Origin of the sequence: Streptomyces wuyuanensis, from assembly GCF_900103455.1 — a bacterium.
GTDB classification, from domain to species: Bacteria; Actinomycetota; Actinomycetes; order Streptomycetales; family Streptomycetaceae; genus Streptomyces; species Streptomyces wuyuanensis.
This window is the reverse complement of sequence record NZ_FNHI01000006.1, coordinates 181,393-194,715: the sequence shown is the minus strand read 5'-3', so window position 1 is coordinate 194,715 and position 13,323 is coordinate 181,393. Positions and strand designations below refer to the sequence as shown.

Below are 13,323 nucleotides of genomic sequence, written 5' to 3'. Positions count from 1 at the left end.
CCAGAGGTTCCGCGCAGGATGGCCCGCATGACAGCTCCAGGACGTTCACCGGGCCCCCGGCCGCTGCTCAACCGCCGCCTCGCCGAGTTCGGGACGACGATCTTCGCCGAGATGTCCGCGCTGGCCGTGCGCACCGGCTCCATCAACCTCGGCCAGGGTTTCCCGGACACGGACGGCCCCGAGGAGGTACGGGAGGCGGCGGTGCGCGCGCTGCGCGACGGCCGCGGCAACCAGTACCCGCCCGGCCCCGGCGTCCCCGAGCTGCGCACCGCCATCGCCGCCCACCAGCGGGACCGGTACGGCCTCGACCACGACCCCGACACCGAGGTGCTGGTCACGGCGGGGGCCACCGAGGCGATCGCGGCCTCGCTGCTCGCGCTCGTCGAGCCCGGCGACGAGGTGATCGCCCTGGAGCCGTACTACGACTCGTACGCGGCCTGCATCGCCATGGCGGGCGGCACCCGCGTCCCCGTCACGCTCCGGCCCCGGGACGGCGCCTACGTGCTGGACCTGGACGAGCTGCGCGACGCGGTCACCGACCGCACCCGCGTCATCCTGCTGAACACGCCGCACAACCCGACCGGCACCGTCCTCACCCGCGCGGAGCTCGCGGCCGTCGCGGAGCTGGCGGTCGAGCGGGATCTGCTGGTCGTCACCGACGAGGTGTACGAGCACCTGGTCTTCGACGGCGAGCACACGCCGATCGCGACCTTCCCGGGGATGCGCGAGCGCACCGTGACCATCGGCTCGGCGGGCAAGACGTTCTCGTTCACCGGCTGGAAGGTCGGCTGGGTGACCGCCGCGGCGCCGCTGGTCACGGCCGTGCGCTCGGCCAAGCAGTTCCTCACGTACGTCTCGTCCGGCCCGTTCCAGTACGCGGTCGCCGAGGCGCTGGCGCTCCCGCCCTCCTACTTCGACGGGCTGCGCGAGGACCTCAGGGCCAAGCGCGATCTGCTGGGGTCCGGGCTCGCGGCGGCCGGCTTCGAGGTGTACCGGCCCGCCGGGACGTACTTCGTCACCACCGACATCCGCCCGCTCGGGGAGTCGGACGGCTTCGCCTTCTGCCGCGCCCTGCCGGAGCGCTGCGGCGTCGTCGCGATCCCCAACGCCGTCTTCTACGACCACCGGGATGCCGGGGCGCCGTTCGTCCGGTTCGCGTTCTGCAAGCGCGTCGACGTCCTGGAGGAGGCCGTCTCACGGCTGAAGGGTCTCGCCGCGTCCTGACCCCGCGCCGTCCCCGGCGTCGCGCCCACCGCTCCGCGGGCGCCGTCGGCGCCGGTCGTCAGCGGGCGGGCCCAGGGCTGTCACGGCGACACGCGTGTCCCGCCCGCCGGTGCGGGCGATCCACCCGGGCGGATGCCCAGCGGTCGCGCCCAGCGCGCGCACCGCCGAAGGTCGGGGTGACCGCACACGCGCGTGCACGGAGGTGCCCCCTGTTCGCCGAGACCTTCGACAAGGCAGCGTCCACCGACGACCGGTCCGTCTCCCGCCCGCGCGCGGCGCTCCACCGGGCAGCTCCCGCCCTGGCCCTGTTCGCCGCCGCCCGGCTCACCGGCATGGTCGTGGTGGCCCTCTGGGCCTGGCACATCGGCCGCTCGCCACGGGCGCTGCTCGCCACCTCGTGGGACTCCAAGTGGTACGTCGGCATCGCCGCCAACGGTTACGGCCGCACGGTGTACTGGCCGGACGGGGCCGTCCAGTCCGATCTCGCCTTCTTCCCGCTCTACCCGGGGCTGATCCGGGCCGTCACGTCCGTGGTGCCGGTCACGGGGGGCACCGCGGGACTGGTGTTGTCGTGGGTCGCGGCGGGCGCCGCGGCATGGGGGGTCTACGCGGTCGTGGAGCGGCTCCACGGGCGCCGGCTCGCGACCCTCACGGTGCTGCTGTGGGGGCTGCTGCCGCACGCGGTCGTCCTGTCCATGGCGTACACCGAGCCCCTGCTGACCGCCTTCGCCGCCTGGTCGCTGTACGCGCTGGTGACCGGCCGCTGGCTGTGGGCCGGGGCGCTGGCCGGCCTCGCCGGGCTGACCCGCCCCAACGGGATCGCGGTCGCAGCGGCCGTCTGTGCGGTGGCGGGCTGCGAGCTGTGGAGGCGGCGGGGCACCAAGGGCGGCCGGGCGGCCGTCTGGGCCGCCGCCGCGCTGGCGCCCGCCGGCTGGCTGGGCTACGTGCTGTGGGTCGGGGCGCGCAAGGGCGACGTGCTCGGCGGCTACTTCGCCGTGCAGAGCGGCTGGACCTCGCGGTTCGACCTGGGTCTCGGGTCGCTGAAGGTGATCCGCAGCATGGTGACCGCGCCGACGTTCTTCGGGTTCCCGATGGCGCTGGTGATCGCGGGCGTGGGAGTCCTGCTCTTCGCCCTCTTCGTGCTGGACCGGCCGCCGCTCGCGCTGCTGGTGTACACGGGGGTGCTGGTGCTGATCACCGTCGGCGGCTCCGGCTTCTTCGAGTCAAAGCCGCGCTTTCTGCTGCCGGCGTTCCCGCTGCTCCTGCCGCTGGCGGCCGCACTGACAAGGGCCCGGCCGAGGGCGGCGATCACGGTGATCGCCGCCCTGGCCGGGCTGTCGTTCTGCTACGGGACGTACCTGACCGTCGCCCCGACGGCGCTGTGAGCCGCGCGGCGGCGTTCACCGCGGTGGTGCGCAGGCCGCCCGGGCGCTCGGACCGCGGGGCGGCTCAGGCGTCGTCGGCGGGCTTCTCGTCCGCCGGGGTGAGGCCGAGCTGCTCCACCAGCCACTTGTCGAACTCGATGGCCGCGCGCACCCAGCTGACCGTCGACGAGACGAAGTGCTCGAGGCTGACGCCCGTGCCGATCAGCATCTGGGCCTCGCCGATGAGGCGGACCGTCGTGGGCTGTCCCTCCTCCTCGTGGGTGTGCGTGTAGACCTTCGGCCACAGCGTGCGGCGGTTCCAGTCGTCGATGGCGTCGAGGACCTGTGCCTTGTCCTCGAGCGCGTGGGGGCGGTCGTAGAACGTCCGCACCGAGAAGACCTGCTGCTCGTTCTCGCCGCGGAACATGAAGTACGTGCGGAACTCCTCCCACGGCGCCGCGAGGTCACCCTCGTCGTCGACGACGTACTTCAGCTCCATCTGGTCGAGGAGTTGCTTGACCAGGTCCTGGTCGGGGACGACCGGGCCCGCCGGTCCTGACGCAGCCTGAGGCTGGGGCTGGCCCCCGAAATTCGGAATCGAGGACGGGTCGATGCTCACCGGGTGTTTCCCTTCGTACGGATGCGGCCATCCTCCCCCATCCCGGGCGGGGGCTGGCAACCCCCACCCGGGCGTGGCTCACCGCGCCGGACCCACGATCAGGCCGCCGTCGACGCGGTCGACGCGGACCGTGTCGCCGTCCTTCACCTCGCCGGCGAGGATCTCCTTGGCGAGCCGGTCGCCGATCGCCGTCTGGACCAGCCTGCGCAGCGGCCGGGCGCCGTAGGCGGGGTCGTTGCCCTCGTCGGCCAGCCACTCCAGGGCCTGGGGGGTGACGTCGAGAGTGAGCCGGCGTTCGGCGAGCCGCCGGTCGAGCCGGGCGATCTGGAGTTCGGCGATGTGCGCCAGTTCCTCCTTGTCCAGGGCCGAGAAGACGACGAGGTCGTCGAGCCGGTTCAGGAACTCCGGCTTGAACGAGGCCCGTACGACCTCCAGGACCTGCTGCTTCTTCTCCTCCGCACCGGTCAGCGGCTCCACCAGGTACTGGCTGCCGAGGTTGGAGGTCAGGATCAGGATGGTGTTGCGGAAGTCGACGGTCCGGCCCTGTCCGTCGGTCAGCCGGCCGTCGTCCAGGACCTGCAGCAGGACGTCGAAGACCTCGGGGTGGGCCTTCTCCACCTCGTCGAGCAGCACCACGCTGTACGGGCGGCGGCGGACCGCCTCGGTGAGCTGTCCGCCCTCCTCGTAGCCGACGTACCCGGGCGGGGCCCCGACGAGCCGCGCCACGCTGTGCTTCTCGCCGTACTCCGACATGTCGATGCGGACCATGGCCCGCTCGTCGTCGAACAGGAAGTCCGCGAGGGCTTTCGCCAGCTCGGTCTTGCCGACACCGGTCGGGCCGAGGAAGAGGAACGAGCCCGTGGGCCGGTCGGGGTCGGCGACTCCGGCGCGTGAGCGGCGTACGGCGTCGGAGACGGCCTGCACGGCCTCGGTCTGGCCGATCAGCCGCCTGCCCAGTTCCTGCTCCATCCGCAGCAGCTTCTGCGTCTCGCCCTCCAGCAGCCGACCGGCCGGGATGCCCGTCCAGGAGGCGACGACGTCGGCGATGTCGTCCGGGCCGACCTCCTCCTTGACCATGGTGTCCCTGGCGGCCTCCTGCCGGGCCTCGGCCTCGCTGGCGGCCTCCAGCTCCCGCTCCAGCGCCGGGATCTCCCCGTACAGCAGCTTGGACGCGGTGTCGAAGTCGCCGTCCCGCTGGGCCCGCTCGGCCTGGCCGCGGAGTTCGTCGAGCTTCTCCTTGAGCTCACCCACGCGGTTGAGGGATTCCTTCTCCTTCTCCCAGCGCGCGGTCAGCCCGCGCAGCTCCTCCTCCTTGTCGGCGAGGTCGCGGCGGAGCTTCTCCAGCCGCTGGATGCTCGCCTCGTCGGTCTCCTTGGAGAGCGCGAGCTCCTCCATGCGCAGCCGGTCGACCGAGCGCTGGAGCTCGTCGATCTCGACCGGGGAGGAGTCGATCTCCATCCGCAGCCGGGAGGCGGACTCGTCGACGAGGTCGATGGCCTTGTCGGGCAGGAAGCGGGAGGTGATGTAGCGGTCGGAGAGCGTCGCTGCGGCCACCAGGGCGCTGTCCGCGATCTGCACCTTGTGGTGGGCCTCGTAGCGGCCCTTGAGGCCGCGGAGGATGGCGATGGTGTCCTCGACGGTGGGCTCGGCGACCAGCACCTGCTGGAAGCGGCGCTCCAGCGCCGGGTCCTTCTCGATCCGCTCGCGGTACTCGTCGAGGGTCGTGGCGCCGACCATGCGCAGCTCGCCGCGGGCGAGCATCGGCTTCAGCATGTTGCCCGCGTCCATGGCGGAGTCGCCGCCGGCGCCCGCGCCCACGACGGTGTGCAGCTCGTCGATGAAGGTGATGATCCGGCCCTCGCTCTCCTTGATCTCGGAGAGGACGGTCTTGAGGCGCTCCTCGAACTCGCCGCGGTACTTGGCCCCGGCGACCATCGCGCCGAGGTCGAGGGCGACCAGCCGCTTGTCGCGGAGGGACTCCGGGACGTCGCCCTTCACGATGCGCTGGGCGAGGCCCTCGACGACGGCGGTCTTGCCGACGCCGGGCTCGCCGATCAGCACGGGGTTGTTCTTGGTGCGGCGGGACAGCACCTGGACGACGCGGCGGATCTCCTGGTCGCGGCCGATGACGGGGTCGAGCTTGCCCTCCCTGGCCGCGGCCGTGAAGTCGGTGCCGAACTTCTCCAGGGCCTTGTACTGACCCTCGGGGTCGGGCGTGGTCACCCGGCGCCCTCCTCGTGCCTTCTCGAACGCTTCCTGCAGTTTCCGGGCCGTGGCGCCCTGCCCGGAGAGCACCTCGGCGGCCCGCCCGCCCTTGGCGGCGACGCCGATGAGCAGGTGCTCGGTGGAGAGGTAGTCGTCCCCGAGCTCCTTGGCGCGCTGCGAGGCGTCGGCGATGACGGCGAGCAGCTCACGGTTGGGCTGCGGCGGCGCGACCGTCGAACCCGTCACGCTGGGCAGGTCCGCGAGGACCCGCTCCGCTCCCGACCGTACCGCGACCTGGTCGGCGTCGGCGGCCGCCAGCAGATCGGTGATGTTCTCGTTGTCCTGGCCCGCGAGCAGCGCCAGCAGCAGATGCGCGGGGGTCAGGTCGGCGTGCCCCTCGGACACGGCCCGGGTGGTCGCGGCGCTCAGCGCGTCCCGGCTCCTGTTGGTCAGCTCGGCGTCCACGTGCGGCTTCTCCTCCTCGCCTCGACTCCATTCACCATGACTCATCCAAGGTACACAAAGTTGAGCCGGTTCCGCTCAAGTATCTCGGTCTCCGTCTTCCCCGGATTCGTCGACGTGCACTCGCCCGGGTAGGTTCCGGGGCATGGCCATCGACCCCGGACACCCGCACGAGTCCTATCTCGGCTTCTGGCGCGAGTACCACATGTGCACGCTCACCACACCCCGCCCCGACGGCACTCCGCACGTCGTCGCGGTCGGTGTCACGTACGACCCCGAGGGCGGTGGGAACGGCGTCGCCCGGGTGATCACCAACAAGAACAGCCGCAAGGTCGCCAACGTCCTGGCCGCCGGGCCCGAGGGGGCTCCGGTCGCGGTATGCCAGGTGGACAAGGGGCGCTGGGCGACGCTCGAGGGTCGCGCCACGGTCCGCACGGATCCGGATGCCGTCGCCGACGCGGTCGCCCGCTACGCGGAGCGCTACGGCCGCACGCCGTCGCCGAACCCGGACCGCGTGGTCATCGAGATCGCCCTGACCCGCGCGATGGGCCGGGCGTAGCCGGACGCGCGCCGTCCGCGCACAGCACAGCGGCGCCATCGTGTTTCAGGTCCACGATGGCGCCGCTGTGTGGGGGAAGCGCCTGAGCGATCTTGAACGACGGGGGAATCGCTCAGGCACTGCGGGGGGTGGCGGTGGTGGTCTCGGGTTCGACCAGCTGGTGGTCGCGCTGGTCGAGATTGACGAAGATCATGCCGTACCGGATGGCACAGCGGACGGGACGCGGGGCCCCGCGGGGCCGGCGAAGGCAGCGGTACGCGCGGACGTCCTCGTCGTCCTCCCGGGCGACGACGATCGGTTCCCCGAAGAGAGTGACCATCAGCGAGTCGCCACGGTGGGGGATTGCCGTGACGAGATCGATGAAGTGCCACCCGGATCGGTAAGCGGTCGCCATCTCCCGCCGGAAGACGCGATCGTCCGGGGGCATGCTCATGCGTCCGCGTCCGCCGGCGCGCTCTCCCATGTGGGTTCACCCGGAGTCGCGGTCACCGTCGTGGGCGCCGACTCCCACGTCGGCTCACCGCTCGCCGCGAGACCGCCGAGAGCAGCCGCAACGGCTATAGCGCACAGTGCACGAACCATCCTGGTCATGGCCGATCTCCACCTCTTTAATCACTACCTCCTCCCCCGCGTTTAAGACGATGGCTCACTCCGAACGCCTTCACCAGCGCGGCCAGGCATCATGTTCCTGTAATTCAGGACCCTGAGGGGGGTGCAAATGGAGACGAAACAGGGCGATCGGGGAGATAAGCACAGTCACGACGAGCTGTGCGAGGCCGGGAAAAACCTGTATGCGTCCGCTCTGCGCAGTGGCCGCATAGCGCGGTCGGAGGTGACCGACGCCCCGTGCCTCATGGATCTGGGAATGCTGCGCCCGGACCCGGACGACACCGAGTGGCTCCGTCCGGTTCCGCCGTCCGTCGCCCTGCACCAGTTGATGCACCCCATAGAGCGGGAGATCCAGGAGCGAAGACGACTCACCATCTCACTGGCGGAGTCGTTCGAGCCATTCATGACGCTGAACGCACACGATCCGTCCACGACACATGCGATCACCGTCCTCGAGGGCCTGAACCTGATCAACGCGACGCTGGACCGGGTCATCGCCGAGTGCCGGGAGGAACTGCTGACGGTGCAGCCCGGCAGCGGCCGCCGGCCGGCGACCCTCCAGGAGGGCCTGCGGCGCGTGGCGATGCTCGTCGACCGGGGCGTGTCGATGCGCACGCTCTACCAGCACACGGCACGTCACCATCCGGCCACCCTGGCCTACGTGGAGCGCGTCGCCCCCTACGGCTCGGAGGTCCGCACCCTCGAGGAGATCATCGACCGGCTCATCATCGTCGACCGGAAGGTGGCCTTCATCCCCGCCCGCAGCGACCGCAGGGTCGCCCTGGAACTGCGCCACGAGGGTCTGGTGCAGTATCTCGTCGGGGTGTTCGAGCAGTTCTGGCTCCACGGCGTCCCCTGGGACGACCAGGTCGTCGCCTACGCCCCCGAACTGGACGGCATAAGCGGCGTCCAGCGCTCCATCGCCAAGCTCCTCGTCGAGGGGCACGTGGACGAGGCGATCGCCCGCCGCCTCGGGATGAACGTCCGCACCTGCCGCGCCCACATAGCCAAGCTCGCCTCCGCCCTCGGCAGCGGCTCGCGCGCCCAACTCGGCTATCTCATCGCCCAGTCCGGGATTCTGGAGCATGATCATTGATCATGGATCAGACAGTTTCCGGCCCCGTCGTCCGCCTCGACCATCCCATGGGCATCGTCGAAGTGTCCGGATCCGGCCTTCCGCCGGTGCGCATCGTCCGCTCCCCGGGCACGGAACCGCATCCGCACATCCCCGTGGGCACCCGTGACAGGGCCCTCCTGACGCTCACCGTCGACGGCGCACCCGCACGGATCGCGCCCGGCAGGGGCCGGCTGCTGCGCGGGTCGTACCGGGTCGACGCCTTCGCCGGGAGCACCCGCTACCGCCTGGTGCCCTGCTCACTGGACTCCAGCAGATTCCTCAGGGACGGCGTGCCGCTCGGGACGTTCACGTCCGAGGGCGACGGGCACGTCGGGTCCGACGGGCTCACGGACGCAGGCGCGCAGCCCCGGGACATCGCCGTCGGCACGGCACTGGCCGCGGCCTTCGGAACGGGAGGGCAGCCCTGGTGGGCGACCGCGCTCGACGCGGTGGCCGAACTGATTCCCTGACCCGTTCGCCACGGACCGGCGGACCACGCCCCGGGCACCGGGGGCCGGCGCCCGGGCCGACGGGCCCACGGCAGGGGCACACCTCCGGGCCGCGGGCCGTGGTCCGGTCATGACGAAGGCCGGGAGGTTCACACCTCCCGGCCCTCTGCGTCTTCCGCGCGCCGCGGTCCGGCGGGAGCGCTCAGCCGTCCCGCTTCGGCCGCCACACCACCAACGCGCTGGTCTGCTGGACGTCCTGATAGGGCACCAGGTCGCGCCGGTACGACGCGTGCACCTGGGCCTCGCGCTGCTGCATCGCCAGTGCCGCGCCCTCGACCGCCGCGGACAGCTCCGCGACCTTGGCCTGAAGCGCCGCGACCTGGTTCTCCAGCTCGATGATGCGCTTGATGCCGGCCAGGTTGATGCCCTCGTCCTGGGACAGGGACTGGACCTGGCGGAGCAGTTCGATGTCCCGGGCCGAATAACGTCGGCCGCGACCGGCGGTGCGGTCCGGGGAGACGAGACCGAGGCGGTCGTACTGCCGAAGGGTCTGCGGGTGCAGTCCGGACAGCTGGGCCGCCACGGAGATGACGTACACCGGCGTCTCTTCGGTCAGTTCATAGGCCCTGCCACCGAATCCGGGCTGTCGACGTCGGCCGTCCATCGCGTCATGCTCCCTTCGCAGCCTGGAACAGTTCTGCCCGCGGGTCGTCGTCCTCAGTCGCCTTGCGGTACGTCTCCAGTGCCTCACGGGCCTCGTCGCCGAGCTCCGTGGGCACCGCGACCTCCACGGTGACCAGCAGGTCGCCACGAGTGCCGTCCTTGCGGACGGCGCCCTTGCCGCGGGCCCGCATCGTACGGCCGTTCGGCGTACCCGCGGGCAGTTTCAGGGTGACCGGGGGCCCGCCGAGCGTCGGGACCTTCACCTCGCCGCCGAGCGCGGCCTCCGTGAAGGAGACCGGCACCGTGACGGTGAGGTTGTCGCCCTTGCGCCCGAAGACCGGGTGCTCACCGACGTGGACCACCACGTACAGATCGCCGGCCGGTCCACCGCGCTCGCCCGGTGCGCCCTTGCCCCGCAGCCGGATCCGCTGGCCGTCGCTCACCCCGGCGGGGATGCGGACCTGCATGGTCCGGGACGACTTGGCGCGGCCGCTGCCGTGGCAGACCTCGCAGGGGTTCTCGGCGATCAGCCCGCGGCCCTTGCAGTCGACGCACGGGTCGGTCAGCGAGAAGGACCCGCTGCCGCCGCGCGAGACCTGCCCGGTGCCGACGCAGGTCGGGCACACCCGGGGCGTGCCGTTCTTGTCGCCGGTGCCCGAACAGGCCTTGCAGGGCTGCTGGCTGGACATCCGCAGCGGGACCGTGGCCCCGTCCACCGCCTCGGTGAAGCTGAGCGTCACCTCGGACTCGATGTCCTGGCCGCGGCGCGGCTGGGTGCGGGGGCCCGTGCCGGCCCCGCGGTTGAACAGGCCGCCGAAGACGTCCCCGAGTCCGCCGCCGAAACCGCCGGCGCCGCCGCCCCCGGCCTGGGGGCCCCCGAAGAGGTCGCCCAGGTCGAAGTTGAACGTTCCGCCGGCTCCGGGACCGGCCCGGAAGCCACCGTTGCCGAAGAGGGCCCGCGCCTCGTCGTACTCCTTGCGCCGCTTGGGGTCGCCGAGCACGTCGTTGGCCTCGGAGATCTCCTTGAAGCGCTCCTCGGCCTTCGCGTCGCCCTTGTTGGCGTCCGGGTGGTTCTCGCGTGCGAGCTTCCGGTACGCCTTCTTGATCTCCGCGTCGGTGGCGTCCTTGGGGACGCCGAGAACCTTGTAGTAGTCCTTCTCGACGAAGTCCTTCGTGCTCATCGACGTCCCTCCTTCCGGTGCCTGCCGTCTGCGTCAGCCCTCGTCCGGGCCACCGCTCTCCTCGTCCGTCTCGGCCGCCTGCTCCTTGGGCTGGGCCCCGGGCTGCGGCTCGGCCACCGCGACACGCGCGGGCCGGATGGTCCGCTCGCCGATCCGGTAGCCCGGCTGCAGGATCGCCACGCAGGTCGTCTCGGTGACGTCCGGCGCGTAGCTGTGCATCAGGGCCTCGTGGACCGTCGGGTCGAAGGGCTCGCCCTCCTTGCCGAACTGCTGCAGCCCCATCTTGGCGGCGACGGTCTCCAGCGATTCCGCCACCGACTTGAAGCCGCCGACCAGTTCGCCGTGCTCACGGGCCCGGCCGATGTCGTCGAGGACGGGCAGGAGCTCGGTCAGGAGCTGCGCGACGGCGATCTCCTTGACCGTGATCCGGTCCCGCTCCACCCGACGGCGGTAGTTCTGGTACTCGGCCTGCAGTCGCTGCAGGTCCAGCGTGCGCTCGTTGAGCGCGGTCCGGACCTGGTCCAGCTGGGCCGTCAGCCCCGCGTCGGCAGCCGTACGGGCCGTCTGTGCTGCGTCCCCGGCCTGGGCCGCCCCCTCCTCCGCGGAGGGGGCGGCGGCCTGCGCCGCGTCATCGGGAGTGGCGCCGGAGGGGACGTCGGGCTTCTCCTCGAAACCCGGGGTCTCCTCCGTCATCAGGCAGCGCCACCCTTCTGGTCCTTCTCGTCGTCGACGATCTCGGCGTCGACGACGTCGTCGTCGGCCTTCGCCTGGGAGGCCCCGGCGTCCCCGCCGCCCGCGGCCTGCTGGCCCTGGGCGTCGGCGTACATGGCCTGGCCGAGCTTCTGGGAGACCGCCGCGACCTTCTCGGTGGCGGTGCGGATCTCCGCGGTGTCCTCGCCCTTCAGCTTCTCCTTGAGCTCGGTCACCGCCGTCTCGACCTCGGTCTTGATCTCACCGGGGACCTTGTCCTCGTTGTCCTTGAGGAACTTCTCGGTCTGGTAGACGAGCTGCTCGGCCTGGTTGCGGGTCTCGGCGGCCTCGCGGCGGCGGTGGTCCTCCTCCGCGTACTGCTCGGCCTCCTGGCGCATCCGGTCGACCTCGTCCTTCGGCAGCGAGGAGCCGCCGGTGACGGTCATCTTCTGCTCCTTGCCCGTGCCCAGGTCCTTGGCGGTCACGTGCATGATGCCGTTGGCGTCGATGTCGAAGGAGACCTCGATCTGCGGGACGCCGCGCGGGGCCGGCGGAAGGCCGGTCAGCTCGAACATGCCGAGCTTCTTGTTGTACGCCGCGATCTCGCGCTCGCCCTGGTAGACCTGGATCTGCACCGACGGCTGGTTGTCCTCGGCCGTCGTGAAGATCTCCGAGCGCTTCGTCGGGATCGTGGTGTTGCGCTCGATGAGCTTGGTCATGATGCCGCCCTTGGTCTCGATGCCGAGGGACAGCGGGGTCACGTCGAGGAGCAGGACGTCCTTGACCTCACCCTTGAGGACACCGGCCTGGAGGGTGGCGCCGATCGCCACGACCTCGTCCGGGTTCACGCCCTTGTTGGCCTCCTTGCCACCGGTCAGCTCCTTGACGAGCTCAGCGACGGCCGGCATACGGGTCGAGCCGCCGACGAGGACCACGTGGTCGATCTCGGAGAGCTGGATGCCCGCGTCCTTGATCACGTTGTGGAACGGCGTCTTGCAGCGCTCCAGCAGGTCCGCGGTCAGCTGCTGGAACTGGGCGCGCGTGAGCTTCTCGTCCAGGTGCAGCGGGCCCTCGGCGGACGCCGTGATGTAGGGCAGGTTGATGGTCGTCTCGGTGGAGGACGACAGCTCGATCTTCGCCTTCTCCGCGGCCTCGCGGAGACGCTGGAGAGCCATCTTGTCCTTGGACAGGTCCACGCCGTGACCGTTGGCGAACTGCTTCACCAGGTAGTCGACGACGCGCTGGTCCCAGTCGTCACCACCGAGGTGGTTGTCACCGTTGGTGGCCTTCACCTCGACGACGCCGTCGCCGATCTCCAGCAGCGAGACGTCGAAGGTGCCGCCACCGAGGTCGAAGACGAGGATCGTCTGGTCGTCCTTGTCGAGGCCGTACGCCAGCGCGGCGGCGGTCGGCTCGTTGACGATGCGCAGGACGTTCAGACCCGCGATCTCGCCGGCCTCCTTGGTCGCCTGGCGCTCGGAGTCGTTGAAGTAGGCGGGGACGGTGATGACCGCGTCCGTGACCTTCTCGCCCAGGTACGACTCGGCGTCCCGCTTCAGCTTCTGCAGGATGAACGCGGAGATCTGCTGCGGGTTGAAGTTCTTCCCGTCCAGCTCGATCGCCCAGTCGGTGCCCATGTGGCGCTTCACCGAGCGGATCGTCCGGTCCACGTTGGTCACTGCCTGACGCTTCGCGACCTCGCCGACGAGCACCTCACCGTTCTTGGCGAAGGCGACGACGGACGGCGTGGTCCTGGCGCCCTCGGCGTTGGTGATGACGGTGGGCTCACCGCCCTCCAGAACGCTGACGACGGAGTTAGTCGTGCCCAGGTCGATGCCGACCGCACGTGCCATTTCGATTCCTCCAGTGGACTTGAGTGGAACTCGCTCAAGGATGCCTCACCCGCACCAAGGCGTCAACAGAGCTGAGCCTACCCGACTCAACTATGGTGCGCCCCCCTTCGCCTGCCCGCCCGGCGCGGCCTGCACACACCCCCGTGCCCACCGTGCCATCGTTCTGCAAAGCACGCGAAAGGTTCATAGACGCGTCCGACTGGACAGAAACCACCAGGTATCGACTGAGAAACGACAGAACGGTCAGGTGAGTGCCTTGCGCCCCGTACAGTCGGTGCGATCGGTGGGGTCGGCGGGACCGGTGCGATCGGCGAAGCCGGCACCGGGG

Annotated in this window: 12 protein-coding genes; 5 read left to right on the top strand and 7 right to left on the bottom strand. The window is 70.8% G+C overall.

The window, feature by feature from the left end; translation table 11 throughout:
* Window positions 1–27: 27 nt before the first annotated feature.
* Window positions 28–1,224 carry a pyridoxal phosphate-dependent aminotransferase gene (locus BLT82_RS11540; protein ID WP_093653816.1) on the top strand — a complete coding sequence of 399 codons (1,197 nt, stop codon included), beginning with the start codon at window positions 28–30 and terminating at the stop codon, window positions 1,222–1,224.
* Between the two features lie 176 nt (window positions 1,225–1,400).
* Entirely contained in the window at window positions 1,401–2,609 is a 1,209-nt protein-coding gene (locus tag BLT82_RS11535) for a glycosyltransferase family 39 protein (RefSeq protein WP_244291922.1), read from the top strand.
* A 64-nt stretch (window positions 2,610–2,673) separates the two neighbouring features.
* On the opposite strand, the gene BLT82_RS11530 is transcribed toward BLT82_RS11535, so the two are convergent.
* Both BLT82_RS11530 and clpB read right to left on the bottom strand, forming a co-directional pair.
* Window positions 2,674–3,207, bottom strand: coding sequence for a type III secretion system chaperone family protein (locus tag BLT82_RS11530; protein WP_093653815.1), 534 nt, complete (start codon window positions 3,205–3,207; stop codon window positions 2,674–2,676).
* Between the two features lie 78 nt (window positions 3,208–3,285).
* Entirely contained in the window at window positions 3,286–5,877 is a 2,592-nt protein-coding gene (gene clpB / locus BLT82_RS11525; protein WP_093653814.1) for an ATP-dependent chaperone ClpB, read from the bottom strand.
* Window positions 5,878–6,019: 142 nt separating this feature from the next.
* Between clpB and BLT82_RS11520 the strand changes: the two genes are divergently transcribed.
* Window positions 6,020–6,433, top strand: coding sequence for a pyridoxamine 5'-phosphate oxidase family protein (locus BLT82_RS11520; protein ID WP_093653813.1), 414 nt, complete (start codon window positions 6,020–6,022; stop codon window positions 6,431–6,433).
* Window positions 6,434–6,545: 112 nt separating this feature from the next.
* On the opposite strand, the gene BLT82_RS11515 is transcribed toward BLT82_RS11520, so the two are convergent.
* Entirely contained in the window at window positions 6,546–6,866 is a 321-nt protein-coding gene (locus BLT82_RS11515) for a Rieske (2Fe-2S) protein (RefSeq protein ID WP_017947895.1), read from the bottom strand.
* Window positions 6,867–7,151: 285 nt separating this feature from the next.
* On the opposite strand from BLT82_RS11515, the gene BLT82_RS11510 reads away from it, so the two are divergent.
* Entirely contained in the window at window positions 7,152–8,138 is a 987-nt protein-coding gene (locus BLT82_RS11510; protein WP_404203710.1) for a helix-turn-helix transcriptional regulator, read from the top strand.
* 2 nt (window positions 8,139–8,140) lie between these two features.
* On the top strand, window positions 8,141–8,629 hold the full coding sequence (locus BLT82_RS11505) for a hypothetical protein (RefSeq protein WP_093653811.1): 489 nt from the start codon (window positions 8,141–8,143) through the stop codon (window positions 8,627–8,629).
* Window positions 8,630–8,810: 181 nt separating this feature from the next.
* Here BLT82_RS11505 and BLT82_RS11500 read toward each other — a convergent pair whose 3' ends face one another.
* The 4 genes from BLT82_RS11500 to dnaK are packed head-to-tail and all read right to left on the bottom strand — an operon-like array spanning window position 8,811 to window position 12,995.
* The gene (locus BLT82_RS11500) at window positions 8,811–9,272 is read right to left on the bottom strand and encodes a heat shock protein transcriptional repressor HspR (protein ID WP_093653810.1); all 462 of its coding nucleotides are present in this window, start codon (window positions 9,270–9,272) and stop codon (window positions 8,811–8,813) included.
* A 4-nt stretch (window positions 9,273–9,276) separates the two neighbouring features.
* Entirely contained in the window at window positions 9,277–10,452 is a 1,176-nt protein-coding gene (gene dnaJ / locus BLT82_RS11495; RefSeq protein WP_093653809.1) for a molecular chaperone DnaJ, read from the bottom strand.
* Between the two features lie 33 nt (window positions 10,453–10,485).
* Complete coding sequence (gene grpE, locus BLT82_RS11490; protein WP_093653808.1) at window positions 10,486–11,145, bottom strand: nucleotide exchange factor GrpE; 660 nt, start codon at window positions 11,143–11,145, stop codon at window positions 10,486–10,488.
* A complete protein-coding gene (gene dnaK, locus BLT82_RS11485; protein WP_093653807.1) occupies window positions 11,145–12,995 on the bottom strand; it encodes a molecular chaperone DnaK in 1,851 nt (616 codons plus the stop codon). Before dnaK ends, grpE begins: the two co-directional genes overlap by 1 nt.
* Between the last annotated feature and the right edge of the window lie 328 nt (window positions 12,996–13,323).

What these genes read in the sequence shown, in the direction of transcription:
- BLT82_RS11520 (WP_093653813.1), top strand. Translation starts at nt 6,020, where the DNA reads ATGGCCATCGACCCCGGACACCCGCACGAGTCCTATCTCGGCTTCTGG.
- grpE (WP_093653808.1), bottom strand. Translation starts at nt 11,145, where the DNA reads ATGACGGAGGAGACCCCGGGTTTCGAGGAGAAGCCCGACGTCCCCTCC.
- dnaK (WP_093653807.1), bottom strand. Translation starts at nt 12,995, where the DNA reads ATGGCACGTGCGGTCGGCATCGACCTGGGCACGACTAACTCCGTCGTC.
- BLT82_RS11515 (WP_017947895.1), bottom strand. Translation starts at nt 6,866, where the DNA reads ATGAGCATGCCCCCGGACGATCGCGTCTTCCGGCGGGAGATGGCGACC.
- BLT82_RS11510 (WP_404203710.1), top strand. Translation starts at nt 7,152, where the DNA reads ATGGAGACGAAACAGGGCGATCGGGGAGATAAGCACAGTCACGACGAG.
- BLT82_RS11540 (WP_093653816.1), top strand. Translation starts at nt 28, where the DNA reads ATGACAGCTCCAGGACGTTCACCGGGCCCCCGGCCGCTGCTCAACCGC.
- dnaJ (WP_093653809.1), bottom strand. Translation starts at nt 10,452, where the DNA reads ATGAGCACGAAGGACTTCGTCGAGAAGGACTACTACAAGGTTCTCGGC.
- BLT82_RS11505 (WP_093653811.1), top strand. Translation starts at nt 8,141, where the DNA reads ATGGATCAGACAGTTTCCGGCCCCGTCGTCCGCCTCGACCATCCCATG.
- BLT82_RS11500 (WP_093653810.1), bottom strand. Translation starts at nt 9,272, where the DNA reads ATGGACGGCCGACGTCGACAGCCCGGATTCGGTGGCAGGGCCTATGAA.